This window comes from Streptococcus suis (genome assembly GCF_024509555.1).
Classification (GTDB): Bacteria; Bacillota; Bacilli; order Lactobacillales; family Streptococcaceae; genus Streptococcus; species Streptococcus suis_AD.
In genome coordinates, this window is record NZ_JAMWEL010000023.1 from 1 (window position 1) to 24,057 (window position 24,057).

Annotated in this window: 21 protein-coding genes and 4 pseudogenes; 16 read left to right on the forward strand and 9 right to left on the reverse strand. The window is 40.1% G+C overall.

Annotated elements, in window-relative coordinates; genetic code table 11:
* Nucleotides 1–160 precede the first annotated feature (160 nt).
* From NF418_RS08895 to NF418_RS08915, 5 genes and pseudogenes are all read left to right on the forward strand, one after another.
* A pseudogene (locus NF418_RS08895) lies at nt 161–346 on the forward strand (hypothetical protein).
* 88 nt (nt 347–434) lie between these two features.
* A complete protein-coding gene (tnpB, locus tag NF418_RS08900; protein ID WP_256779305.1) occupies nt 435–677 on the forward strand; it encodes an IS66 family insertion sequence element accessory protein TnpB in 243 nt (80 codons plus the stop codon).
* Nucleotides 678–730: 53 nt separating this feature from the next.
* Nucleotides 731–937 carry an IS66 family transposase gene (locus NF418_RS10720; protein WP_172027920.1) on the forward strand — a complete coding sequence of 69 codons (207 nt, stop codon included), beginning with the start codon at nt 731–733 and terminating at the stop codon, nt 935–937.
* Nucleotides 938–1,264: 327 nt separating this feature from the next.
* A pseudogene (locus NF418_RS08910) lies at nt 1,265–1,900 on the forward strand (IS66-like element short variant transposase); the annotation flags it as partial.
* 431 nt (nt 1,901–2,331) lie between these two features.
* Nucleotides 2,332–2,727: pseudogene (locus tag NF418_RS08915) on the forward strand (IS66 family transposase); the annotation flags it as partial.
* 54 nt (nt 2,728–2,781) lie between these two features.
* On the opposite strand, the pseudogene NF418_RS08920 reads toward NF418_RS08915, so the two are convergent.
* Nucleotides 2,782–3,272: pseudogene (locus NF418_RS08920) on the reverse strand (transposase family protein); the annotation flags it as partial.
* A gap of 269 nt (nt 3,273–3,541) precedes the next feature.
* A complete protein-coding gene (locus tag NF418_RS08925; protein ID WP_105108468.1) occupies nt 3,542–4,525 on the reverse strand; it encodes an L-lactate dehydrogenase in 984 nt (327 codons plus the stop codon).
* Nucleotides 4,526–4,714: 189 nt separating this feature from the next.
* Between NF418_RS08925 and gyrA the strand changes: the two genes are divergently transcribed.
* The 3 genes from gyrA to radC all read left to right on the forward strand — a co-directional run bounded on the left by gyrA (nt 4,715) and on the right by radC (nt 9,672).
* A complete protein-coding gene (gene gyrA / locus NF418_RS08930; RefSeq protein WP_256779308.1) occupies nt 4,715–7,156 on the forward strand; it encodes a DNA gyrase subunit A in 2,442 nt (813 codons plus the stop codon).
* A 6-nt stretch (nt 7,157–7,162) separates the two neighbouring features.
* The gene (locus tag NF418_RS08935; protein ID WP_105108470.1) at nt 7,163–7,906 is read left to right on the forward strand and encodes a class A sortase; all 744 of its coding nucleotides are present in this window, start codon (nt 7,163–7,165) and stop codon (nt 7,904–7,906) included.
* A gap of 1,085 nt (nt 7,907–8,991) precedes the next feature.
* On the forward strand, nt 8,992–9,672 hold the full coding sequence (gene radC, locus NF418_RS08940) for a RadC family protein (protein ID WP_172053247.1): 681 nt from the start codon (nt 8,992–8,994) through the stop codon (nt 9,670–9,672).
* 9 nt (nt 9,673–9,681) lie between these two features.
* Here the strand turns inward: radC and NF418_RS08945 are convergent, their stop codons facing one another.
* The 6 genes from NF418_RS08945 to NF418_RS08970 form a co-directional block, all read right to left on the reverse strand.
* Complete coding sequence (locus tag NF418_RS08945) at nt 9,682–10,323, reverse strand: redox-sensing transcriptional repressor Rex (RefSeq protein ID WP_172098454.1); 642 nt, start codon at nt 10,321–10,323, stop codon at nt 9,682–9,684.
* A gap of 140 nt (nt 10,324–10,463) precedes the next feature.
* Nucleotides 10,464–10,667 (reverse strand): DUF4649 family protein, encoded by a 204-nt coding sequence (locus NF418_RS08950; protein WP_105144187.1) that lies wholly within the window; start codon nt 10,665–10,667, stop codon nt 10,464–10,466.
* Nucleotides 10,664–11,014: a DUF1831 domain-containing protein gene (locus tag NF418_RS08955; protein ID WP_256779313.1), complete on the reverse strand. Its 351-nt coding sequence runs from the start codon at nt 11,012–11,014 to the stop codon at nt 10,664–10,666. Before NF418_RS08955 ends, NF418_RS08950 begins: the two co-directional genes overlap by 4 nt.
* Nucleotides 11,015–11,016: 2 nt before the next feature.
* Nucleotides 11,017–12,132 (reverse strand): cysteine desulfurase family protein, encoded by a 1,116-nt coding sequence (locus tag NF418_RS08960; RefSeq protein WP_256779315.1) that lies wholly within the window; start codon nt 12,130–12,132, stop codon nt 11,017–11,019.
* 11 nt (nt 12,133–12,143) lie between these two features.
* Nucleotides 12,144–13,121, reverse strand: a complete 978-nt coding sequence (locus NF418_RS08965) for a ribose-phosphate diphosphokinase (protein WP_256779317.1) — start codon at nt 13,119–13,121, stop codon at nt 12,144–12,146.
* Between the two features lie 123 nt (nt 13,122–13,244).
* On the reverse strand, nt 13,245–13,820 hold the full coding sequence (locus tag NF418_RS08970) for a CYTH domain-containing protein (RefSeq protein ID WP_256779319.1): 576 nt from the start codon (nt 13,818–13,820) through the stop codon (nt 13,245–13,247).
* 86 nt (nt 13,821–13,906) lie between these two features.
* On the opposite strand from NF418_RS08970, the gene NF418_RS08975 reads away from it, so the two are divergent.
* From NF418_RS08975 to mutY, 8 genes are all read left to right on the forward strand, one after another.
* Nucleotides 13,907–14,578 carry a GTP pyrophosphokinase gene (locus NF418_RS08975; RefSeq protein WP_172082195.1) on the forward strand — a complete coding sequence of 224 codons (672 nt, stop codon included), beginning with the start codon at nt 13,907–13,909 and terminating at the stop codon, nt 14,576–14,578.
* Nucleotides 14,562–15,380, forward strand: a complete 819-nt coding sequence (locus tag NF418_RS08980) for an NAD kinase (RefSeq protein WP_306172702.1) — start codon at nt 14,562–14,564, stop codon at nt 15,378–15,380. The genes NF418_RS08975 and NF418_RS08980 overlap by 17 nt, the downstream gene beginning before the upstream one ends.
* Nucleotides 15,380–16,273 carry an RluA family pseudouridine synthase gene (locus NF418_RS08985; RefSeq protein ID WP_256779324.1) on the forward strand — a complete coding sequence of 298 codons (894 nt, stop codon included), beginning with the start codon at nt 15,380–15,382 and terminating at the stop codon, nt 16,271–16,273. The genes NF418_RS08980 and NF418_RS08985 overlap by 1 nt, the downstream gene beginning before the upstream one ends.
* A 20-nt stretch (nt 16,274–16,293) precedes the next feature.
* Nucleotides 16,294–17,277: a phosphate acetyltransferase gene (pta, locus tag NF418_RS08990; RefSeq protein WP_256779325.1), complete on the forward strand. Its 984-nt coding sequence runs from the start codon at nt 16,294–16,296 to the stop codon at nt 17,275–17,277.
* 7 nt (nt 17,278–17,284) lie between these two features.
* Nucleotides 17,285–19,021, forward strand: coding sequence for an ABC transporter ATP-binding protein (locus NF418_RS08995; RefSeq protein WP_256779326.1), 1,737 nt, complete (start codon nt 17,285–17,287; stop codon nt 19,019–19,021).
* Nucleotides 19,022–19,064: 43 nt separating this feature from the next.
* Nucleotides 19,065–20,750 (forward strand): ABC transporter ATP-binding protein, encoded by a 1,686-nt coding sequence (locus NF418_RS09000; RefSeq protein ID WP_306172703.1) that lies wholly within the window; start codon nt 19,065–19,067, stop codon nt 20,748–20,750.
* On the forward strand, nt 20,740–21,129 hold the full coding sequence (locus tag NF418_RS09005; protein WP_256779335.1) for a PaaI family thioesterase: 390 nt from the start codon (nt 20,740–20,742) through the stop codon (nt 21,127–21,129). Before NF418_RS09000 ends, NF418_RS09005 begins: the two co-directional genes overlap by 11 nt.
* Nucleotides 21,130–21,327: 198 nt before the next feature.
* Complete coding sequence (gene mutY, locus NF418_RS09010) at nt 21,328–22,479, forward strand: A/G-specific adenine glycosylase (protein WP_256779336.1); 1,152 nt, start codon at nt 21,328–21,330, stop codon at nt 22,477–22,479.
* A gap of 627 nt (nt 22,480–23,106) precedes the next feature.
* Here mutY and NF418_RS09015 read toward each other — a convergent pair.
* Entirely contained in the window at nt 23,107–23,901 is a 795-nt protein-coding gene (locus tag NF418_RS09015; protein WP_256779337.1) for a helix-turn-helix domain-containing protein, read from the reverse strand.
* Nucleotides 23,902–24,057: the final 156 nt, after the last annotated feature.

Genomic DNA, 24,057 nt, shown 5'->3' on the forward strand with positions numbered 1-24,057 from the left:
AAAAGGAGGTGCTGGAGGCTTATTTGCCATGGAAGGAAAAAATTAAGAGAGCATGTAAATAGAAAAAGGTTCCAGAGTCAATAGGACTTTGGAGCCTTTTCAATATACTTTGTTATTGGGCGGTTACTACTGTTATAAAAAACAAACTGGAGGATTCATTATGTCTCAGCCCATCGTCCCATTGACTATTCCCCAATCTCGTCGCTTTGAAAAGAAAAGCAGAAACGATATTCTGGTGAAAATTCGTCTCGGAAAAACGGAAGTCCCATTCTTCTAATCTATCAACCCTAAAATAATGGAAACAATCTTGGATAAGGTGCTGCATTATGACCATCCGTCTCAGTGATTTAGGTCAAGTCTCCTTGGTCTGCGGAAAAACAGGCATGCGTCAGGGGATTGATTCTCTCGCCTACCTTGTCAAAAGTTAATTCAATTTGGATCCCTTCTCCGGTCAGGTCTATCTCTTCTGCGGCGGTCGAAAAGACCGATTCAAGGCTCTTTACTGGGACGGACAAGGATTTTGGTTGCTTTACAAACGTTTTGAAAATGGGAAATTGACCTGGCCAAACAATGAAGAGGAGGTCAAGGCCCTAACTTCCGAACAAGTAGACTGGCTCATGAAAGGATTTTCTATCAGTCCAAAAATAAATGTTTCAAAAAGTCGTGATTTCTATTGAAATCATGGCTTTTCTTTGTGTATAATGAGATAAAAAGAAGGAGGATCGAGCGTATGGATGAGTTATTGGCAATTATTAAACAACAGACCTCAACGATTGAACAACTTACCAACGAGCTAACCCTCCTTCGTGAACAGGTTGAGTATCTGAGACAGAAACTTTACGGAAAATCATCAGAGAAGGTCGTGTATCAACCTGGTCAGTTGAACTTGTTTGGGGAGGAAAGCCTCCCTGAAGAAGAAGCTGACTTACCCAGTTGAAACAGAAACGATTACTTATAAACGCAAGAAAGCTAAGGGAGTTCGTCAGTGTTAAGGCTCTCGCTTAGTGTCCCTTTTCAGAGTTCGTGTCAACATCTCAGCGCAGTGGTTGATTGGCAGATTTGTTCGTATTTCATACTCCAAATCTGACCATTACGACTGTTGCGAACAAAGTTCGCTTTATTTCCAACCTCAAAAGGTTCACTGAACCTTTTAAGCTGTGCGGGGGTGAGAGTGAAACAGTCTGGGGATAGACTGTTTCAGCTCAACAACTGGAAATAATGACTTGTTGACGAACTCTTTTTGAACAATCGAGTTCTTTCTCACTCCCAATTCACTCCAGAGATAGTTCATCACGAATTGCGAGACGAAGACTGCACTTGTCCAGACTGTCATGGACAGTTGAAAGAGATTGGTTCTACTGTTCAACGACAAGAGTTGGTCTTCATTCCCGCCCAATTAAAGCGGATTGACCATGTCCAACATGCCTACAAGTGTCAGGCATGTAGTCAGAAGAATCTGAGCGATAAGATTATCAAGGCTCCTGTTCCTAAGGCACCTCTGGCACACAGCTTGGGTTCAGCTTCTATCATTGCCCACACTATTCACCAGAAATTCAATCTAAAGGTGCCAAATTACCGTCAGGAAGAGGACTGGCATAAGCTTGGCCTGCCAATAAGTCGGAAGGAAATAGCTAACTGGCACATCAAGTCTAGTCAGTATTATTTCGAGCCGATTTATAACCTGTTGCACGAGAAATTGTTGGAGCAGCCTATTCTTCATGCGGATGAAACCTCCTACAAGGTCTTGGAAAATGATAGCCAGTTGACCTTCTACTGGACCTTCTTGTCTGGGAAGCAGGAGAAAAATGGAATTACCCTTTATCATCATGACAAACGACGGAGTGGCTTGGTTGTGGAGGAATTTCTAGGGGATTATGCGGGCTATGTAGATTGTGACATGTTACGGCAGTAACTTGGGAGCGGGAAAGAACTCGACTGGTCAAAAAAGTGTTCGTCAACAAGTCCTTATTTCCCGTTGTTGATCTGAAACAGTCTATCCCCAGACTGTTTCACTCCCACCCCCGCACAGCTCAAAAGGTTCAGTGAACCTTTTGAGGTTGGAAATAGAGCGAACTTTGTTCGCAACAGTCGTAATAGTCAGATTTGGAGTGTAAAACACGAACTGCTGAGATTTGCTTTGCAAATCTTATCTCCTACCTTTAACAGTCTCCCAGACTGTTAAAGCCAATCAACCACTGCGCTGAGATGTTGACACGAACCCTGAGAAGCGAGGTTGAGCTTTTTGCCCAGCCTCCTAGTTCTGCCTATGCGATAGCAGTCCAAGGTTTAGGAGCCAAGCGACGCTAAGCTTGGTGAACTGCGAACCGCTTAAGTGCTTATCGTCAATTAGATAAGGCTAAACTGGTTGGTTGTTGGGCGCACGTCAGACGAAAGTTTTTTGAGGCGACTCCTAAGAAGACCTACAAGACTTCTTTAGGAGCTAAGGGTTTAGCTTATTGCGACCGCCTGTTTGCCTTGGAGAATGACTGGGCTGACTTGTCTACTGAGGAACGGCTACATAAACGCCAGACAGAGTTGGCACCCTTGATGGACGAGTTCTTTGATTGGTGTCGCAATCAGGCTGTCTTGCCAGGTTCCAAATTGGGTACTGCAATGGAGTATAGCCTCAAATACGAAACCACCTTCCGAACCGTTCTCTCGGATGGCGACTTAGTCTTATCTAACAATATGGCAGAGAGGGCTATGAAGACCTTGGTGATAGGGCGTAGTGAAACAGTCTGGGAATAGACTATTTCAGCCTGAGCCTAGAAATTGGAGAGCTAAGGGTTTGGCAAGTTGATAATAGGGACTAAACATATCCATGGTAATCACTTTGACCCGATTTCTAACCTTTCTAGGATAGCGTAGAAAGTGGTTTCGGATGGTCGCTTGAGTTCTTCCGTCAAGGATAGCCATGACGTTTAGGGAGTTGAAATCTTGTGCGCTCTTCTGGTTAACAGCGATAGATATTTGGTGGTTTTTCTTGACAAGAGGAGTTTCAGCAACAGCCATTTTTCCGCAATCTTTACACTTGAACCGACGCTTTCTAAGTCGGATAAGTAAGGTATAGCCAGCTGTTTCTAGGTAGGGAATTTTGGAGGCTTTTTGGAAATCGTATTTTGCCATTGTCACTTGCAGGAAGGGCATTTAGGGGCTGTGTAATCCAAGTGACCGTGGAGTTCTAAGTGAGTTCCCATAACATATTCATCAGTGATGGTGATATTTTTGTCTTTTATTCCGAGAAAAATTGTGATAAGAACTTCGCTTTCCAATTTTCAGGCTCAGGAATCAAGAGTCACTTCCCTGACTATTGATTTGTTCCATATTACCCCTTTCTAATGAGTTGTTTATGCGCTTTTCATTATTAGGTCATATGGGACTTTTTCTATACTCAAAAAGGCTCCATAATTTCCATTGTGGATTTACCCACTACAGTATTATAGAGCCTAGAATCAACAGTCACTGATGGAATTGACATGTTACGGTATGATATTCGAAAATAAAAAAAGGTGGACCGAGTGGTCCACCTTTTTTTATTTGCTTAGTTTTTAACACCAGCAGCAATTTCTGGATTAGCAAAGGCATCATCAATGATGTCTTTCAATTGTTTAGCTGAAGCTTGCATTTTTTGCAATTCAGCATCATTCAATGGGATGTTTACTGGACGAACAATACCGTGTGCGCCGATAATTGCTGGTTGACCGATGAATACATCTTCAACACCTTCGTATTGACCAGCTTGGTAAACTGATAATGGAAGTACAGCTTTCTCATCATCAAAGATAGCTTTAGTAATACGTGCAAGAGCTACACCGATACCGTAGTAAGTAGCACCTTTTTTGTTGATGATTGAGTAAGCTGCGTCACGAACAGATACGAACAAGTCAACAAGACCTTGCTCATCGATGTCGCGGTTGTCTTGCAACCAGTCGTACAATTTCACACCAGCAACGTTTGCGTGTGACCATACTGCGAATTCTGAATCACCGTGCTCACCCATGATGTAGGCGTGTACAGAACGTGCGTCGATACCAATTTTCTCAGCCAATGCTTGACGGAAACGAGCTGAGTCAAGAGAAGTACCTGATCCGATAACGCGTTCTTTAGGGAAACCAGAGAATTTCCAAGTTGAGTAAGTCAATACGTCAACAGGGTTTGCGGCAACAAGGAAGATACCGTTGAAACCAGATTTAACAATTTCAGTAACGATTTGTTGGTTAATACGAAGGTTTTTCTCAACCAATTCAAGGCGTGTTTCACCTGGTTTTTGTGGCAAACCAGCTGTCAAAACAACCAAGTCTGCATCGTGAGCATCTGAATACTCAGCAGAATAGATTTTTTTAGGGAAAGTGAAGGCCAATGCGTGGCTCAAGTCTTCTGCGTCACCTTGTGTACGGTCTTTGTTGATATCGATGATACCCAATTCTTGACCAATACCTTGGTTAACAAGTGCATAAGCATAAGCAGAACCTACGGCACCGTCACCGACAAGGATTACTTTTTTGTGTTGTTTAGTTGCAGTCATGTTCTAAACATCTCCTTAGTTTAATTTGGGGATAGGTCTATCCCAACCATTTAACATTCTAGCACTTTTTACAGCGTTTGTCACTTGTGAAAAGGTTTTTGAAAATGTTTACATGATAGTTTCCAATAAAGAGTTTTATCGTAAAATATGGTATAATAGAGGCACAATGACTGTTGAAAGAGGCATATAATGCAAGATAAAAACTTAGTAACGGTGAATCTGACCAATGAGATGAAATCTTCCTTCATCGACTATGCGATGAGTGTTATCGTTTCACGTGCTTTGCCAGATGTGCGTGATGGTCTCAAGCCTGTTCATCGCCGTATTTTGTACGGAATGAATGAGTTAGGTATTACTCCAGATAAACCCCATAAGAAATCTGCCCGTATTACAGGGGATGTTATGGGTAAATACCACCCACACGGGGATAGTGCTATTTATGAAGCCATGGTTCGTATGGCACAGTGGTGGTCGTATCGACACATGTTGGTAGACGGTCACGGAAACTTCGGTTCTATGGATGGTGATGGTGCGGCCGCCCAACGTTATACGGAAGCTCGTATGAGCAAGATTGCTCTGGAAATGCTTCGAGACATTAACAAAAATACTGTAAATTTTGCAGATAACTACGATGCCAGTGAGCGTGAGCCAGAGGTTCTGCCAGCACGTTTTCCAAACCTGCTGGTAAATGGTACGACTGGTATCGCTGTTGGTATGGCAACCAATATTCCACCACATAACTTGGGAGAAACCATCGAAGCTGTTAAGCTGGTTATGGACAATCCAGAAGTAACAACTCGTGAAATCATGGAAGTCCTTCCTGGACCAGATTTTCCGACTGGTGCCTTGGTCATGGGTAAATCAGGTATTCACCGTGCTTATGAAACAGGGAAAGGCTCTATTACCCTTCGTTCTCGTACGGAGATTGAAGAGTATGGAAACGGCCGTGAGCGTATTGTCGTTACTGAGTTTCCATACATGGTCAACAAGTCCAAGGTTCAAGAACATATTGTCAAATTGGTGCAAGAGAAGCGTATCGACGGGATTACAGCTGTTCGGGATGAATCCAACCGCGAGGGTGTACGATTTGTTATCGAAGTTCGCCGCGATGCTTCTGCCAATGTTATTTTGAATAATCTTTTCAAGCAAACCCAGTTGCAGACCAACTTTAGTTTCAATATGTTGGCCATCCAAAACGGGGTGCCGAAAATTCTTTCTGTCCGTCAGATTTTAGAATCTTATATTGAACACCAGAAGGAAGTAGTCACTCGTCGTACGCAATTCGATAAAGAAAAAGCAGAAGCGCGTGCTCATATCTTGGAAGGCTTGCTGATTGCACTTGACCACATTGATGAGGTCATTCGCATTATCCGTAATTCAGAAACGGATGCTATTGCTCAAGCTGAATTGATGGAGAAATTTGAGCTTTCTGAACGTCAGAGCCAGGCCATTCTTGATATGCGCCTCCGTCGGTTGACAGGCTTGGAACGTGATAAGATTCAGTCTGAATATGATGAACTGATTGCCTTGATTGCAGATTTGGCTGATATTTTGGCTAAACCTGAGCGTGTTGTCACGATTATCAAGGAAGAATTGGACGAGGTCAAACGCAAGTACGCAGACCCACGCCGTACAGAATTGATGGTCGGAGAAGTCCTTTCTCTTGAAGATGAGGATTTGATTGAGGAAACAGATGTCTTGATTACCCTGTCAAACCAAGGCTACATCAAGCGTTTGGCTCAGGATGAATTCCAGGCTCAGAAGCGTGGAGGACGTGGAGTCCAAGGTACTGGGGTTAAGGATGATGACTTTGTGCGTGAGTTGGTTTCGACTAGCACACATGACCGCCTCTTGTTCTTTACCAATAAAGGTCGTGTTTATCAATTGAAGGGGTATGAAATCCCTGAGTATGGACGTACGGCTAAGGGGTTGCCAGTTGTTAACTTGCTTAAGCTAGAAGAAAATGAGTCTATTCAGACCATTATCAACGTGACCAAGGACCAAGAAGCAGACAGCTATCTTTTCTTCGCAACCCGTCAAGGTGTGGTCAAGCGGACCAGTGTATCAGAATTTGCCAATATTCGTCAGAATGGTCTTAAGGCATTGACCTTGAAAGATGAAGATGAACTGATTAACGTTTTCTTGACAAATGGTCATGCGGATGTTATTATGGGGACTAAACTTGGCTACTCTGTTCGCTTCACGGAAACAGATGTTCGAAATATGGGACGTACTGCTGCAGGTGTTCGAGGTATCAAGTTACGCGAAGGCGACCAATTGATCGGCGCAACTATGATTTCAGATGAACAGGAAGTCCTTGTTTTGACAGATAAAGGATATGGCAAGCGTACTCCTGCAAGTGAATATCCAACAAAAGGTCGTGGTGGTAAGGGGATTAAGACCCTTAAAGTTGCAGAGAAAAATGGTACTTTAGCAGGATTGACTACCGTAACGGGCGATGAGGATATTATGGTGATTACAGATACCGGTATTATCATCCGAACCAGTGTTGCCAATATCTCTCAAACCGGTCGTTCGACAATGGGTGTTAAGGTCATGCGTTTAAATGATGAAGCAAAAATTATGACTTTTGCTCTAGTTGATGCAGCAGAAGTAAAAGAAGAGGAATAAAAATTTATGGCAAAGCGTGAGCAGAAGAAGAAAAATAAAGGTTCTTTTTGGAGAAACTTTTTAGCATTGATATTGGTCTTGATTTCACTGGCACTGATTTTTAATACTTCAATCCGAAATATGGTTATTGCTTGGAACAGTAACAAATATCAGGTATCTAATGTCACAAAAGAAGAAATTGTAGAGAATCAATCTGCTGAAACAACCTTTGATTTTGAACAAGTTCAATCCGTTTCAACTGAGGCTGTTATGAAAGCACAGTGGGAGTCCCAACAATTACCAGTAATTGGTGGAATTGCAATTCCAGATTTGAAGATTAATCTACCGATCTTCAAAGGTTTATCAAACGTCGCCTTGATGTATGGTGCTGGCACGATGAAAGAAACTCAGGTTATGGGCCAGGGAAACTATTCTCTTGCAAGTCATCATGTCTTTGGTATGGCTGGTGCTAGTGAGACCCTTTTTTCACCGCTAGAGAATGCTAAAGAGGGTATGAAGATTTATGTGACAGATAAAGAAAATATCTACATTTATAACGTTAGAAGTGTTCAGTCAGTCACACCAGAAAGTGTCTATGTAATTGAAGACACAGAAGGAAAAAATGAAATTACACTTGTAACCTGTGAAGATGCAGCTGCTACTATGAGAACGATTGTTCAAGGTGATCTAGAGTCTGTAATAGCTTATGATGATGCACCATCAGAAACACTGAAATATTTTGAGCAATCTTACAATCAGATTCAGTTATAACATGTTTCTAATCCGTTCATGTTTCTATCTAAAAGCTATTGCTCGACACTATATTTAGGATAGGACTTATTTTATGTATGTGAGGCTACTAATTAAATTTTAGTAGTCTTTCTTTGTAGAGTCAGCTGAAACAAGTGTAGGACGAAAGTGCCTTAAGATAGTGGCTTGGCTCAAGTCTAGCGCCACTTCTCAGAGTCTGTGTCAAGTTCTCAGCTCAGTGGTTGAGTGGCTTTAACAGTTTGGGTGACTGTTAAAGGTTGGAGGTGGGATTTACGAAGCCAATTTCATCAGTTCGTGTTTTACACTCCAAATTTGACCTTTACGATGGAAGCGAACATTGTTCGCTTCATTTCCATCCTCCAACTGTCTCCCAGACTGTTGGAGATGTGAGAGCTGAGAGTTTAAAAGGTCTGGGAGACCTTTTAAAGTGGGAGGTATAAGCTGACGGTAGTCAGATCACATAAATTGATGTCTGGGGATAGACTGTTTCAGCTCAACAACTGGAAATATATAGACTTGTTGACGAACTCTTATTTAATCAGATGAGTTCTTTCTCACTCCCCTTCTGAGGTGGTTTTTGATGTAAGCCATTATTGTTTCGATGGTATTATTCTTAGTCCGATTAAGGAGGAAGTGGTAAAAGTGTACACCTCTGTTCCTTGCTAGAATATTTCGATTTACTTAACTTATGGAACTTAACATTGTCCATCATGATATCGAATGATGTATCTTAAGTGGGAAGTACGAAAGTATTGAACCAAGCTTAAAATATGTCACTAGTCATAGTGTATTTGTATGTCATCGGAGCTATAAGCACACCATTATCTATATTTCTCTAAAATAGTTTGAATATACTCAATAAAAATTCATAAAAAGTATTTTTAGGCTAATTGCTAATAATAATATTTCATAATTTAAGTCCAGATTGGAAATCAAAGATTTTGTTTAGCTGTATTCTTCTCAAAAACATAAAAATAGAAATGTTTTACAAATAATTTGTTTGTTAGATAGGTATTTTTGATTATTATTGAGTATTATTTTCTATTTTCTTATCTTTTTCGAATATAACTAGTGAGGAGGATTTTATGTACCAAATAGATTTCAAGGAAGAAGCATTGTTACCGCGTGAACGACTGTTAGAAGTGGGAGCAGAGCGGTTAAGTAATCAAGAATTATTGGCAATTTTTATCAGAACAGGAACGAAAAAAGAGCCAGTTTCTATTTTGTCCAATAATTTGCTGAATAAATTGGAGACACTTGCAGAGTTGAGAGAACTTTCTATTGAGGAATTGCAAGATTTGACTGGGATTGGGCGTGTGAAAGCAATTGAAATCAAGGCTATGATTGAGCTAGGGAAAAGAATCAATCAGTCAGAATTATTACTGAATGAACGAATATTAGGCAGTGAAAAACTAGGGCGCAAGATGATTCAAGAACTGGGAGATAAGAAGCAAGAACACTTGGTTGCTCTTTATTTAAATACACAAAACCAGATTATCAGTCAAAAGACGATTTTTATTGGCAGTGTCAACCGAAGTATAGCAGAGCCAAGAGAAATCTTACATTATGCGGTCAAATGTATGGCAACGTCCATTATTATTGTTCACAATCATCCCTCTGGGTCTGTACAACCAAGTAAGAATGATTTATTATTTACAGAGAATTTAAAAAAGTCCTGCGAAACGCTAGGACTAGTATTATTGGATCATTTAATTGTGGGAAATAAAGATTACTATTCATTTAGAGAAGAAAGTGAATTATTCTAAAAACGGTAGTTATTCACCCTTACGCATGAAATACAAGAGTGTCTGTAATTCACTGGTTAAATCAACATATTGGACTACAACATCTTTAGGGACAGAAAGATTGACAGGTGAGAAGCTAAGAATACCTTTGACACCTGCTTCTACAAGGATATCTGTCACTTCTTGTGCTTTGATACTTGGAACGGTCAAAATGGCTGTTTGAGAATCAGCCTCTTGGATGCGTTCTTTGATTTCTGAAATAGCATGAATAGGAATGTTTTCATCAGTTGTACCAACAGCTGGATTATCATCTGCTTCGAAGGCCATAACAATTTTCATTTTGTTGCGCTCATGGAAGCGGTAGTGGAGTAAGGCACGCCCCATATTTCCAACACCTACTAACATAACGTTTGTGATCGAATTATCATTAAGAATTTCAGCAAAGAAATCCATCAATTCCTTTACATTATAGCCAAAACCACGGCGTCCTAATTCACCAAAATAGGAGAAGTCACGACGAACTGTAGCAGAATCAATGCCAATTGCTTCTGCTATTTCTTTTGAGCTGGCTTTTTCTATATTTCCGGCGTAGAATCTCTTAAAAATACGGTAGTAGAGAGATAGGCGTTTGGCAGTCGCGCGAGGAATATCTGATTTTTTATCGTTTTTCACATTAGTCTCCTTTACAAATAGTAGTAAATATCATTCAACACAGCTACTATTTTTCATTATTCTTTCAGTTCTTTCTTCTATTCTAGTTTAAGATTGTGAAAAAATCAACAGATTAGACTGAAAAAAGACTAAGTCGCAACTTAGTCTAATGTTTGTAAATATCGATAAAGATCACCGATTGTTCCCTTAAATTCTAATTCATTTCCTTCTCGTAACAATTTTGAGACCGGATAGTAGTCAGGGAGAGTAAGGCAGCCTGCAAAGGCTAATTTAGCGGCATCTAGCGTATCAAACTCCTGCTTTCTTTCAATTTTGTAGGCATCTTGGTAATAAATTTCAATCATGCGTGACCTTCTTTTGTAAAAATATCACGATCAATTAAACTATCCATGAGGAAGTAAAATTTTTCTTGAATGACTTTGTTTCCATTCGGTTTGAAGATATTTACTAGATGAAGTCCAGATTTGTCAGTAATGTTAATTTTAAATCCGTTTAAGTCTTGATTTACGATGATTTTTAATAGAAATCCTTGGTTAGAGTTGGGGATTTCTTCCAATAGTCGAGTTAATTGATAGTGACCAGCTTTTGTCTGCTCAAATGTATTGTCACGGAGTGTATATTTTTTTATAGCAGGACTGATGTGATAGGTAAAGTTACAATCTTTCAATGTAATGGATTGTTGAAATGCCATGGTTAACCTCCTAGGATAGTTTTTAATTCGTTAAGAAAGGTATTTATTTCTTCTTTTGTGTTTTTCTCCGAGAAGCTGATTCGTATAGATTCTTTCAAGCGATGAGAGTTTTTGCCATACATAGCTTCAAGAACATGGCTATTTTGGACAACACCGGCAGTACAAGCTGAGCCACTAGAAACGGCAATTCCAGCCAAGTCTAATCTCATGAGTATCTGCTCGTTTAATTGACCTGTAAAACCAATGTTAAGAACATGTGGAAATTGTTCTCCAGTTTGATTGATATAGAAATCTACTCCTGTAAGTCCCTCTAAAAGATAATGACGCAATTTACTTACATGTTCAAAATGTAAATCAACTTGAGTATATTGCTCTTTTAGTGCAGCAGCCATAGCCGCAATTGCTGGAAGGTTTTCCGTTCCTGCACGGAGTTGTTGTTCTTGCTTACCTCCATGAATGAGGGCATCAAATCCTCGTAATCGACTATATAGAAAGCCAACTCCCTTTGGACCGTGGAACTTATGCGCAGAGGCGGCTAGTAAATCAATGTCATAATCAGCTGGTTTCAAATCTATTTTTCCAACTGCCTGAACTGCGTCAACATGGAAAACAGCCTGGTGGTCGGTCAGGAGTTGACCAATTTCTTTAATGGGGAGAACTTGTCCAGTTTCGTTGTTGGCAAACATGACACTGACTAAAATGGTATCAGGTCTAAGTGCTTCACGAATTTGTTCAGCTGTGATGACTTGATTGAGAGGTTGGATATAAGTTACCTCGAATCCAAAGCGTTCTTCAAGGTACTGCATGGTATGTAGAACTGCATGATGTTCTACAGCAGTAGTAATCAGGTGCTTGCCCTTGGCTTGATTGGCTAAGGCATATCCTTGAATGGCTAGATTATCAGCCTCTGACCCTCCAGATGTAAATATAATCTGATCAGTTTGAACGTCAAGGACTTGAGCAATGTCTTGTCTGGCTTGGCGTAGAATTTGATTCGCTTTTCGACCAGCTTGATGGATACTTGAAGGATTTCCATAGGCTTCCTGAGCAACTTCTATCATCCGTTGGAGTGCTGTGGGAGATAGGGCAGTTGTGGCTGCATTATCTAAATATATCAAATAAGGTACTCCTAGTTATTTTTTTCAGGATTTGTAAATTTGAAAAGGGGGCTTAATGGCTGATGTTCTTGAATACGATGAATCGCATTTGCAATTAAGTCACTTGCAGTGATAAAAGCGATATTTTTGGGCTGTTGTTCTTTACTAGCCACTGAATCAGTCACCAAGATTTCTTTGATTGGTGAATTGTCGAGGAGTTGAGCAGCTGTTCCAGCAAATAAGCCGTGACTAGCAACAGCATAGATTTCAGTAGCTCCGCCTTCTTGAACAATTTTTGATGCTTGTGTAAAGGTGCGGCCGGTATTTAGAATGTCGTCCACTAGGATGGCTTTTTTACCGGCAACATCTCCGATGATATATCCTTCTGCACGCTCAGAATCATCTTGGGCGTAATCAATGATGGCAATAGGTGCATTCAAGAATTCTGCGATATTACGCGCACGTTTGATACCAGAGTTTTTTGGACTAACGATTACGACCTCATCACCGCACAAGCCTTTATCCATATAGTATGAGGCAAACAGTGGCTCTGTAAGTAGGTTATCAACTGGAATATCAAAGAAACCTTGAATTTGTGATGCATGTAAGTCCAGAGTCAATACTCGGTCAACGCCAGCTTTTACAAGCATATTGGCAACTAACTTGGCAGTAATTGGTTCGCGTGGAGATGCTGTACGGTCCTGGCGGGCATAGCCAAAATACGGAATAACTGCCGTAATTGTATTGGCACTTGCACGTTTGCAGGCATCAATCATGATTAGCAATTCCCACAAGTGATTGTTTACTGGGTAGCTAGTTGATTGAATGATGTAAACATCAACACCGCGAACAGATTCTTCAATGTTGATTTGGATTTCACCGTCTGAGAATTGACGAGATGATAGCTTTCCGAGTGGTAGACCAGCTGAGGCAGCAATTTTTTCAGCAATATCACGGTTGCTATTAAGTGAGAAAATTTTAATGTTGTTTTCACCAAGTGGTTGACTCATTTTTAAGTAGCTCCTTTTAAACACTAGGCTTTTATGAACATCATAAAAGTAAAATTAACAATAGATAGCTTTATTTTATCAAAAAATTAGAAATTTTTCAGTAAACAAACAAAAAAATCAGACTTAATTATCTGATTTTTTGCTGGCTGCTGTCCGTGCCACTTTACTACTGGCATATTTGAATTGAATGGCATTTTTACGTAGAAATTCATCAAACAGTATTTTTCCTTCTTCTGCATCAGTCACTTCAACTTCGAGTTCGTAATCAATATGTCCGTTAAATTCATTTTCATCTAGGGCCATAAGACCGATGGAGGTTTCTTTTTCATGACGTTTGGTAGTCAAGCTCCCCCAAACAGCCAGTTTGTCAATCGGAACATCTGTGGCTGAGATGATGTCGGCAATTTGCCCTGTAGGTAATTGGAATTTTTCTAGCAGTTGGTGAGCAGTCTGGATGTCTAAAATCTGATTATACTCATGATTGCCAACTTTCTGTGGAATCTTTAAAGTCAGCTCTGCTATTTCCTCAAAAGTACGAATACGAAGTGAAAATCGGTGATTTTTCAGGTCTAAGTTTGGAGTATCGATATAATAATTTGTTTGGATTACGGGTCTAACATCTGAAAAATCAGAGAGAAGGCGTAGGTATTCGGATTTGGTTAATAAGGTTTTATACTCAATTTCAAGGTGGTTTTTCATGCAGTAAACCCTTTCAATGTGTTATAATAGAATAGTCTTTGTGTTATTCTAATACAATTTAGATGTTTTGACAAGAAAGGGGACGTATGGACTTTAATTGGGAAGAATTTTTAGACCCCTATATCCAGACGGTAGGTGAATTGAAAATTAAACTTCGCGGTATTCGTAAGCAGTATCGGAAAGCCAATCGACATTCTCCTATAGAGTTTGTGACTGGTCGTGTAAAGCCCATTGAATCCATAAAGGAAAAGATGGCCCTACGCCATATAAAGTTGGAAAATCTTGCTCAAGATATGCAGGATATTGCTGGACTTCGGATTATGGTTCAATTTGTGGATGATATCGAGGAAGTTTTGGCAATTTTACGTAAACGCAAGGATATGCAAATTATACATGAGCGAGATTATATCAAATATATGAAAGCTTCGGGTTATCGTTCTTATCACGTAGTGATTGAATACCCTGTGGACACTATAAATGGTAATAAGACAGTTTTAGCTGAAATTCAAATTCGAACACTTTCTATGAATTTCTGGGCAACCATCGAACATTCCCTAAACTATAAGTATAAGGGGAATTTCCCAGAGGAAATAAAAAAACGTTTGGAAGTGACAGCTAAAATTGCCTATGAATTAGATGAGGAGATGCGTAAAATCCGCAACGACATTCAAGAAGCACAGGCCTTATTTGACCCTGCTCACCGAAAATTGAATGACGGTGTTGGAAACAGTGATGATACAGATGAAGAATACAGGTAGAAAAAAAATCGCTCTGCTCGCTAGCCGAAATCCCAAGAGTGAAGTAGTGTCCAAAGAATTATGGACCAAATTAAAAAATGCAAATTTTATTTTAACACCTAAAAATCCCGATATTGTCATTTCAATCGGTGGGGATGGTATGCTTTTATCTGCATTTCATAAGTATGAAAAGTTTATTGATCGTGTACGTTTTGTAGGCATTCATACAGGACACTTAGGTTTTTATACGGACTATCGAGATTTTGAAGTAGATAAGCTAATTGAAAATCTCAAGCTTGATACGGGAGCTAGAGTTTCCTATCCGATATTAAATATTAAAGTCACACTTTTAGATGGTCGTATAATTGAGGCGCGTGCTTTAAACGAGGCAACAATCAAGCGCCTATCTAAGACGATGGTGGCAGATGTCATTATTAATAATGTGCCTTTCGAACGCTTTAGGGGAGATGGCATCTCAGTTTCTACTCCAACTGGATCGACTGCCTATAATAAATCATTAGGAGGAGCTGTCTTACATCCGACTATAGAAGCATTGCAAATAGCAGAAGTAGCCAGTTTAAATAATCGTGTTTATCGGACATTAGGTTCATCTATTGTTGTTCCTAAAAAAGATAAGATTGTCATTGAGCCTAAACATAGTGACCGCTACTCAATTGCTGTAGATAATAAGACCTATGTCTATGATAATATTGAAAAAATTGAGTATCAGATTGATCCACATAAAATCCATTTTGTTGCTACGCCAAGTCACACTAGTTTTTGGAATCGTGTGAAAGATGCCTTTATTGGAGAGGTGGAGTAATGCGGTTTGAATTTATTGCTGATCAACATACCAAGATTAAAACCTTTCTGAAGAAGCATGGTGTTTCCAAGGGGTTGCTAGCAAAAATCAAGTACACAGGTGGCAATATTTGGGTTAATGATATAGAACGCAATGCAACTTACTTGCTTGATATTGGAGATAGGGTTACAATTGACATACCGGCTGAAGAGGATTTGACGGGGAGTTTGAAACCGATTTCCTTTCCGCTGGATATTGTTTATGAAGATGATCATTTTCTTGCACTTAACAAACCGGTTGGTTATGCCTCCATACCTTCAGCGCTACATTCCTCAACCATTGCTAACTTTGTTAAAGGTTATTTGGTTGAACAAGAATACGAGAATAAGCAGGTCCATATCGTCACGCGCTTGGATAGGGATACATCGGGTGTCATGCTCTTTGCCAAGCATGGCTATGCCCATGCTCGCCTAGACAAGCAGTTGCAGGCCAAGCTGATTCACAAACGCTATTATGCCCTAGTTAAGGGGGAAGGTGTTTTGGAACAGGAAGGGGATATTATTGCTCCGATTGGTCGACCGGAAGATAGTATCATTACTCGTTGCGTGACCAAGACTGGAAAATATGCCCATACTTCTTATAGAGTTGTGCAATCATGGGGAGATATTTATTTGGTAGACATTCAGTTGCACACTGGTAGAACTCACCAGATTCGTGTTCATTTTTCACATATAGGTTTTCCGCTTTTGGGGGATGATATGTATGGTGGCAGTTTAGAATGTGGTATTCAACGTCAGGCCTTGCATTGTCACAACTTGGCCTTTGACAATCCTTTCTCAGCCCGAAGGATTGACTTGGAAGCTCCACTTCCAGACGATTTTCAGGCTGTTATTACATCGTTAACTAATAAATAATATTTTAAAGGAGAATTTTCATGGAAATTCGGAGTTTATTTGGTGAAATGAAGCAAAAAATCGTAGGTAAAAAACTACGAATCGTTTTCCCAGAAGGTACAGATGAGCGTGTTGTTCGTGCGGCTGCTCGTTTGAAATTTGAAGGTTTGGCAGAGCCTATCATCCTTGGTGTGCCAGAAGAAGTCCATAATTTGTTGACGGAATTTGGTTTCTCAAACCCAGGTATTACAGTTATCGATCCGAATAACTACGCAAACTTTGATACGATGAAGCAAGAGTTTGTGACTCTTCGTAAAGGCAAGGTTGATGAAGCACAGGCCGATGAAATTTTGCGTGATGTCAACTACTTTGGTGTGATGTTGGTACAAATGGGATTAGCAGAAGGTATGGTTTCAGGTGCAATCCACTCAACTGCTGATACAGTTCGTCCTGCACTTCAAATTATTAAGACAAAACCAGGTGTAAAACGTACTTCAGGTGTTTTCTTGATGGTGAAAGACCAGCACAAGTTTGTCTTTGGTGACTGTGCAATCAACATTGAACCAGATGCAGAGACCTTGGCAGAGATTGCCATCCAATCAGCAGAAACTGCTAAAACATTTGGTATCGATCCAAAAGTGGCTATGATTTCCTACTCAACAAAAGGTTCAGGTTCAGGTCCACGTGTTGATAAGGTTGTAGAAGCAACTCGTTTGGCTCAAGAACTCCGTCCAGATCTTTTGATTGACGGTGAATTGCAGATGGATGCTGCCTTGGTTCCGGATACTGCTCGCTTGAAGGCACCAGGAAGCAAGGTAGCAGGTCAAGCCAATGTTTTTGTCTTCCCAGCAATTGAAGCAGGGAACATCACTTATAAGGTAGTGGAGCGTCTTGGTGGTTATGAGGCTGTTGGTCCAGTCTTACAAGGTTTGAATAAACCAGTAAATGACCTGTCTCGCGGTTGTAGTTCAGAAGATGTATACAAACTAGGTATCATCACAGCGGCACAATCACTAGCTGATTAATCATAAGATGAAATCGTTCAATCGTTATTTTAAACCGTATCGAAAAGAAGTAATATTAGGACCAATTTTTAAACTGTTAGAAGCAAGTTTTGAACTTACTGTGCCTTTAATCATTGCTACTATTGTTGATACAATTATTCCAAATGGCAGCCAGGGGAACCTGGTTGCTATGCTTTTTTTACTGGTTTGTCTAGCTTTTGTTGGTATTCTTGTTTCACTTACTGCCCAATATTTCTCGGCTAAAGCAGCAGTTGGTGTGACCAAAGAGTTGACCAATGACTTGTATCAGAAGGTTCTTACCCTTCCAAAGTCTAGTCGGGATATACTTTCTTCATCCAGTTTGCTGACTAGGTTGACCAGCGATGCTTTGCAAATTCAAACAGGAATTAATACATTTTTACGTTTGTTTCTACGTGCTCCAATTGTTGTATTTGGTTCGCTGATGATGGCTTTCTATATAAGCCCAAGTCTATCTGCTTATTTCTTAGGAATGATTATCCTATTGCTTCTAATAGTAACTGTCATTTCCAATCAGACCAGTCGTATTTATCAATCGATGCGAAAAGTATTAGATAGTTTAGTTGGTCAGGTACGAGAAACGGTTACTGGATGGCGAGTAATTCGTGCCTTTGGGCAAAGAGCACGTGAAATCAGTGCTTTCCAAGGGGGTAATCAGATTTATAAGAAACAACAGTTGCAGGCTGGTTTCTGGTCTAGTCTCTTGTCTCCATTGACCTTTCTTGTTGTTAATACCACCTTGCTCATTCTCATCTGGCAGGGTAATATAGCTATTACACATAATCTGCTAGAACAGGGGATGTTGGTTGCCCTCATCAACTACCTTCTTCAAATTTTAGTAGAATTGGTCAAGATGATTATGGTTGTTTCTACCCTTAATCAGACCTATATTTCAGCCCAGCGTATCCAAGAGGTTTTTAATCAAGAATCTGAGGATGTGGAAGCGGATTTGCCAGAAGTACAATTTAATAATAAGGAGCTGGTTTTTTCAGTCAACAATCTTTCTTTCGCTTATCCTAAATCTGCTGAGCAGGCACTATCGAATATAGATTTTGAACTGTCTAAGGGTCAGTTTATGGGAATAATCGGTGGTACGGGGTCTGGTAAATCGACATTGGTGGATTTGTTACAAGCACTTTATTCTTTGTCGCCCCAACAGCTTTCTCACTCTATCGATGGGAAAAGTCCTAAGAACCTAAAAGAATGGCGACAACAAATTGCTATCGTCCCTCAAGTAGCACAACTTTTTGCTGGAACCGTTCGTTCCAATCTCTCATTGGGCTTAGACACTGTGGCGGATAGCAACTTATTGGCAGCCCTGGAAATTGCTCAGGCAAAATCTTTCGTTGAGGAAAAAGGTGGTTTAGATAGTTCTGTAGAAGCCTTTGGTAAGAATTTTTCTGGCGGACAAAGACAACGCTTGACCATTGCGCGTGCAATTATACAGAAGGCTCCAATATTGATTTTGGACGATGCAACATCCGCTCTGGATTATTTGACGGAAAGCCGCTTATTGGCAGCTATTCGTCAAGAATTTCCTGAACAAACCTTGATTATGGTGTCACAAAGAACCAATAGTTTGCGTAGGGCTGATCAGATTTTGGTTTTGGATCAAGGTCACCAAGTTGGACTTGGTCGCCATGAAGATTTGCTGAGAAGCTCTGCTATTTACCAAGAAATCGACCAATCTCAACACAGGGAGGAGGACAGCCGTGAAACAATCTAGTTTTAAACAACTGGTTCGTTTGGTTTGGAAACAGCCTCTTAGAATGTCCTTGTTGCTGATCGGAACAGTAGCTCATGTCTTGTTAACTGTCTATCTCCCAATAATGATTGGTCAAGCTGTTGATGCGGTGTTGCTAGCAGATAGTCAGATTTTGCTTGTCTTACTGGGGAAAATGGCCCTTGTTATCGTGCTCAATACCTTGGTGCAATGTTATCTCCCCCTTCTAACCAATCGTTTGGTCTATGGTATAGTTGCAGATTTGCGTGAGCAGGTTTATATTAAGTTGCATCAGCTGCCCTTATCTTATTTAGACCGTCAGTCTGTTGGTGACTTGGTCGCTCGTTTTGCCAGTGATAGTGAGCAGTTGACCAATGGCTTGCTAATGATTTTTAACCAATTTTTCATTGGTCTGTTAACCATATTACTAACCATTTTTACAATGGCTAGGCTAGATATGACCATGATGTTGGTCGTCGTAGCCTTGACCCCGCTTTCGCTGCTTATAGCACGCTATATCGCCAAGAAGTCCTATGGTTATTATAGAAAGCAAACTCAGGCGCGTGGTCAACAGTCCCAGTTGCTTGAGGAATCCATCAGTCAGTTGACCTTGATTCAGTCTTTCAATGCTCAGGAGCAATTTACAGAACATTTTCAAGCAGTCAATGACCAGTATGCGACCTATTCTCAAAAAGCGATTTTTGCCTCTTCAACGGTCAATCCAAGCACCCGCTTTGTCAATGCACTCATCTATGCCTTGCTAGCTGGTCTGGGGGCCATGAGGATTATGGCTGGCAATTTTACCGTTGGTTCGCTGACAACTTTTCTCAATTATGCTAGTCAGTACAGTAAGCCCTTTAATGATATTTCTTCGGTCCTTTCGGAATTGCAGAGCGCTCTAGCTTGTGCAGACAGGTTGTTTGTTATCTTGGGTCAAGCTAGTATTGACGATCAGGCAGAGCGGAAAATCGATTCAGAGGAGTTGAAGGGAGCCATTTCCTTTGAAAATGTGTCTTTCTCTTATAGAGATGACCAATCTTTGATAGAAGACCTGAATATTGATGTCAAATCCGGCCAGAAAATTGCTATTGTTGGACCTACGGGAGCAGGAAAATCAACCATGATTAACCTACTTATGCGTTTCTATGATGTGACGGCTGGTCAGATTGTGTTGGACGGGGTTCCGATTAGCCAGTATAGCCGTGAGGACCTTCGCAGACAAATTGGTATGGTTTTGCAGGAGACTTGGATAAAATCTGGAACCATTCATGACAATATTGCCTATGGCTATCCAAATGCCACAAGGGAATTGGTCATTGAAGCTGCCAAGGCAGCCAATGCAGACTTCTTTATACGACAGTTGCCAGAAGGGTATGATACGGTATTGACAGACGGTGGTGCATCCTTATCACAAGGCCAACGTCAACTCTTGTCCATTGCGCGTGTGTTTGTTAAAATCCCTAAAATCTTGATATTAGATGAGGCAACTTCCTCTATTGATACTCGGACGGAACTATTGGTACAAGAAGCTTTTGCTAAGTTGATGGAAGGACGGACTAGCTTCATCATTGCCCACCGATTATCAACTATCCAGTCAGCTGACTCGATTTTGGTCATGGTGGACGGAAAAATTGTTGAACAAGGAAATCATGCTGATTTAATGGCTAAACAAGGTATCTATTACCAAATGCAAAATAGCCAGCTATTAGAGGAGGATAAAAATGTTAGATAAATTGAAATTTAACCCCATTACAGTATTGGATGACTTTAATGTCGAGATGCTTGATGATCAACGAGTTATGCTAACTACTACAGTGTCAGAGAGTTCTTTAAATCCATATGGAATGGCACATGGAGGCTATCTCTTTACGCTTGCTGATTCTGTAGCAGGATTAACGATTGTGGCCCAAGGCTCTTATGCTGTAACGCTACAATCCAATATCCACTATATGAAAGCGGCAAAACCAGGAGATGATCTAACAGTCACTGGATCTTGTAGTCATGATGGAAACAGAACAAAGGTTGTTGAGGTAAAGATAGAAAATCAAGATGGTAAATTAATCGCAACAGCAAGTTTTACCATGTTTGTGACTGGAAAAATCGAAAAATAAATAGTGGGAGCGGGAAAGAACTCGACTGGTCAAAAAAGAGTTCGTCTTCCCGCCCCCGCACAGTTGATTAGGCCAGATTTGGAGTGTAAAACACGAATAAATCTGCCAATCAACCACTGCGCTGGGATGTTGACACGAACCCTGAGAAGCGAGGTTGGGCTTTTTGCTCAGCCTCTTTCTTTGTGTTATACTAGATTTATGTTAGATTTGAAAGAATATGGAATAGATATGTGGCCTGAAGAAAAGGTTCAGGCTTTTCGTAAGGCACTTTTGGACTGGTATGATGTTAATAAAAGAGATTTACCTTGGAGAAGAACCAAGGATCCTTATGCAATTTGGGTGTCGGAAATCATGCTCCAACAGACAAGGGTGGATACTGTTATCCCTTACTATGAACGTTTTCTTCATCACTTACCTACTATTGCTGATTTGGCTAAAGCTCCAGAGGAGGTCATTCTCAAACTCTGGGAAGGTTTGGGTTATTATTCTCGTGTTCGTAATATGCAACAGGCAGCTCGACAAATGGTGGAAGACTTTGCAGGGCAATTTCCGACCACGCATGCTGAGATTTCTATATTAAAAGGCATCGGCCCCTATACTGCAGGAGCCATTTCAAGTATAGCTTTTAATTTGCCAGAGCCAGCAGTAGATGGCAATGTCATGAGGGTTCTCAGTCGTCTATTTGAAGTGGATTACGACATTGGTTTGCCAGCTAATCGCAAGATTTTTCAATCCATGATGGAAATTTTGATTGACCCAGATAGACCCGGAGATTTCAACCAAGCCCTGATGGATTTGGGCTCTGATATAGAATCACCAGTCAACCCACGCCCCCAGGACAGTCCAGTCAAAGACTTTAGCGCAGCTTATCTAAATGGCACTATGGACAAGTATCCTATTAAAGCACCAAAGAAAAAGCCTATCCCAGTTGCCTTTCAAGGCTTTATTATCCGCAATAAAGATAATCAATTTTTATTGGAAAAAAATAATGAAGCCGGGCTCTTATCAGGTTTTTGGTCCTTTCCGCTTTTGGAAAAAGGGGCAGTCGTTGACAAACAAGTTTCACTATTTGAAGTTGCAGAAGAAGTTGTTCAGTCAGATATTCGGCAGAGCTTTACGGAACTTTATGGTATGGCTGTTGATTGGCAGATGCAAGAATTTGACACCGTTCAGCATATTTTCAGTCACCGCAAATGGCAGATAGAATTGATTGAAGGAGTTGCAGAAACAACCAAGCTTCTAGGAACCAAAGAATTAAAGTGGGTTTCCGTAGAAGACTTTCCTATCTATCCCTTTGCCAAACCCCAGCAGAAGATGTGGGAAGCATATGTTAAAAAAATTGAGCAATAAAATATAACATTCGAGCACATAATTGTTTGATAGCGTTTTCTAAAAGTGTTATAATACATTTGAAAAGAAATGAAGTATGATGTGGAACGCCATCAATCCCAGTGAAAGGAGAAAATTTGCGTTCATTGAATAGCACATACTACTAGTGACTTTGCTCCGTAAGGCAGGGTTGCTAATAGGGGAAAAGTCCATTATCCCTGTTTTATATCTATTTGTGATATACGTTGTCAAATGCATAGCATAACTTACAGTTAGCCTTGCTACCCAGTTCACTCAAAAGTAGGCTAAGATAATTCGTGTCGTAATCACTTGGTGTTCAAATTTTGAGCTAAACTATATACAATTACAATATTAAGCTCCTGAACTAACTAAAATGTTATCTGTTCAACTTTTTAAACAGAACCTAAGAAAATCACAAAAACCTCTAGCGATTTTCATTATAATAAGCAATCTCCACACTTTAGACAAATAGTAAGAGGACAAACATAGACATAAGGGTAGCAAAATAATTATTTAATCATTTAATTGTCGTCAATTTGCTGATAATGGACTTTTCTAATTTAAAAAAACAAAAGGGAGGCCGAAAGGCCTCCTTTTCGCTATTGTCATGGTTTGCTTTCCTATATGTTAGGATTGACTATAGACATCAATTACTCTACCGATAGGACGGATGTCATCTTCCTGGTTTAAATCAATATCCTCATAGTCAGGGTTGAGGGATTGTAAGTAAGAACCCTTGTATTTTTTAACAAAATTTTCTCCATTAACTGAGAAAATTCCAATTGAGTTCAGGGGTATGTCGGGTGTCAGACGAATGAAGAGGTAGTCCCCGTCCTGAATGCTAGGTGCCATAGAATTCCCGACAACTTGAGCGATTGTATCATATTGATGATTTTCAGGGATATCTTCGCTATAAAAGGATACTAGATTGTCAAAGTCTGTATCCTGCCAATAACCTGTACCGGCCGAGACCTTACCGGGAACGACTAATTCGATTTGCTTGCGATAATCATCCAAATGTATAACAGGGGAAAAATCAGAAGTTTTGTGCATGGCAATTAATTGTTCTTGCCCAAATTCTACCCATTTCTTATGGAAATTTCCTTTTAACTGTCTATTTAATCTAAGAATATCACCACTGATAGATTCTTGAAATAGAATGAATTGGGCTGGTGTAATTGTTAAAGAGATAGCTTGATTTGAATCTAGTTGCTCAATCAGTTCTGCAACAGGAATAGCCATACCTTTTGCAACCTTATCGAGAGTCTCCATTGTTGGAAGGAGTGCTTTTTTTGTTTTAGGGTGTTGATTCTTTTCTAACATGGATATATAACCTTTTGTCAAGCCAGATTTCTCTGCAAACTTATCCATTGAAAGATTATTGTTGCTTCGATATTCTTTCAAAATATCACCTAAAATCATGTCTCGCCTCCTATTGTTTAACATATTGTACCATGATTTTTAAAAAATAGCAACTTATTGTTTAACACGTTTGACAATAAAAAGAAATAATGTTACCATAGTGTCACCTGCTACTAGGAGATAAATTGAACATTTAAAATAAACGAGTAGTTGCCC

Coding starts and splice junctions, on each gene's coding strand:
- NF418_RS08955 (WP_256779313.1), bottom strand. CDS start 11,014: ATGGCATTTCAACAATCCATTACATTGAAAGATTGTAACTTTACCTAT.
- NF418_RS08995 (WP_256779326.1), top strand. CDS start 17,285: ATGAAATCGTTCAATCGTTATTTTAAACCGTATCGAAAAGAAGTAATA.
- NF418_RS09015 (WP_256779337.1), bottom strand. CDS start 23,901: ATGATTTTAGGTGATATTTTGAAAGAATATCGAAGCAACAATAATCTT.
- NF418_RS08925 (WP_105108468.1), bottom strand. CDS start 4,525: ATGACTGCAACTAAACAACACAAAAAAGTAATCCTTGTCGGTGACGGT.
- radC (WP_172053247.1), top strand. CDS start 8,992: ATGTACCAAATAGATTTCAAGGAAGAAGCATTGTTACCGCGTGAACGA.
- NF418_RS09005 (WP_256779335.1), top strand. CDS start 20,740: ATGTTAGATAAATTGAAATTTAACCCCATTACAGTATTGGATGACTTT.
- NF418_RS08970 (WP_256779319.1), bottom strand. CDS start 13,820: ATGAAAAACCACCTTGAAATTGAGTATAAAACCTTATTAACCAAATCC.
- NF418_RS08965 (WP_256779317.1), bottom strand. CDS start 13,121: ATGAGTCAACCACTTGGTGAAAACAACATTAAAATTTTCTCACTTAAT.
- NF418_RS09000 (WP_306172703.1), top strand. CDS start 19,065: ATGTCCTTGTTGCTGATCGGAACAGTAGCTCATGTCTTGTTAACTGTC.
- NF418_RS08985 (WP_256779324.1), top strand. CDS start 15,380: ATGCGGTTTGAATTTATTGCTGATCAACATACCAAGATTAAAACCTTT.
- NF418_RS08980 (WP_306172702.1), top strand. CDS start 14,562: ATGAAGAATACAGGTAGAAAAAAAATCGCTCTGCTCGCTAGCCGAAAT.
- mutY (WP_256779336.1), top strand. CDS start 21,328: ATGTTAGATTTGAAAGAATATGGAATAGATATGTGGCCTGAAGAAAAG.
- NF418_RS08950 (WP_105144187.1), bottom strand. CDS start 10,667: ATGATTGAAATTTATTACCAAGATGCCTACAAAATTGAAAGAAAGCAG.
- gyrA (WP_256779308.1), top strand. CDS start 4,715: ATGCAAGATAAAAACTTAGTAACGGTGAATCTGACCAATGAGATGAAA.
- pta (WP_256779325.1), top strand. CDS start 16,294: ATGGAAATTCGGAGTTTATTTGGTGAAATGAAGCAAAAAATCGTAGGT.
- NF418_RS08935 (WP_105108470.1), top strand. CDS start 7,163: ATGGCAAAGCGTGAGCAGAAGAAGAAAAATAAAGGTTCTTTTTGGAGA.
- NF418_RS10720 (WP_172027920.1), top strand. CDS start 731: ATGGATGAGTTATTGGCAATTATTAAACAACAGACCTCAACGATTGAA.
- NF418_RS08975 (WP_172082195.1), top strand. CDS start 13,907: ATGGACTTTAATTGGGAAGAATTTTTAGACCCCTATATCCAGACGGTA.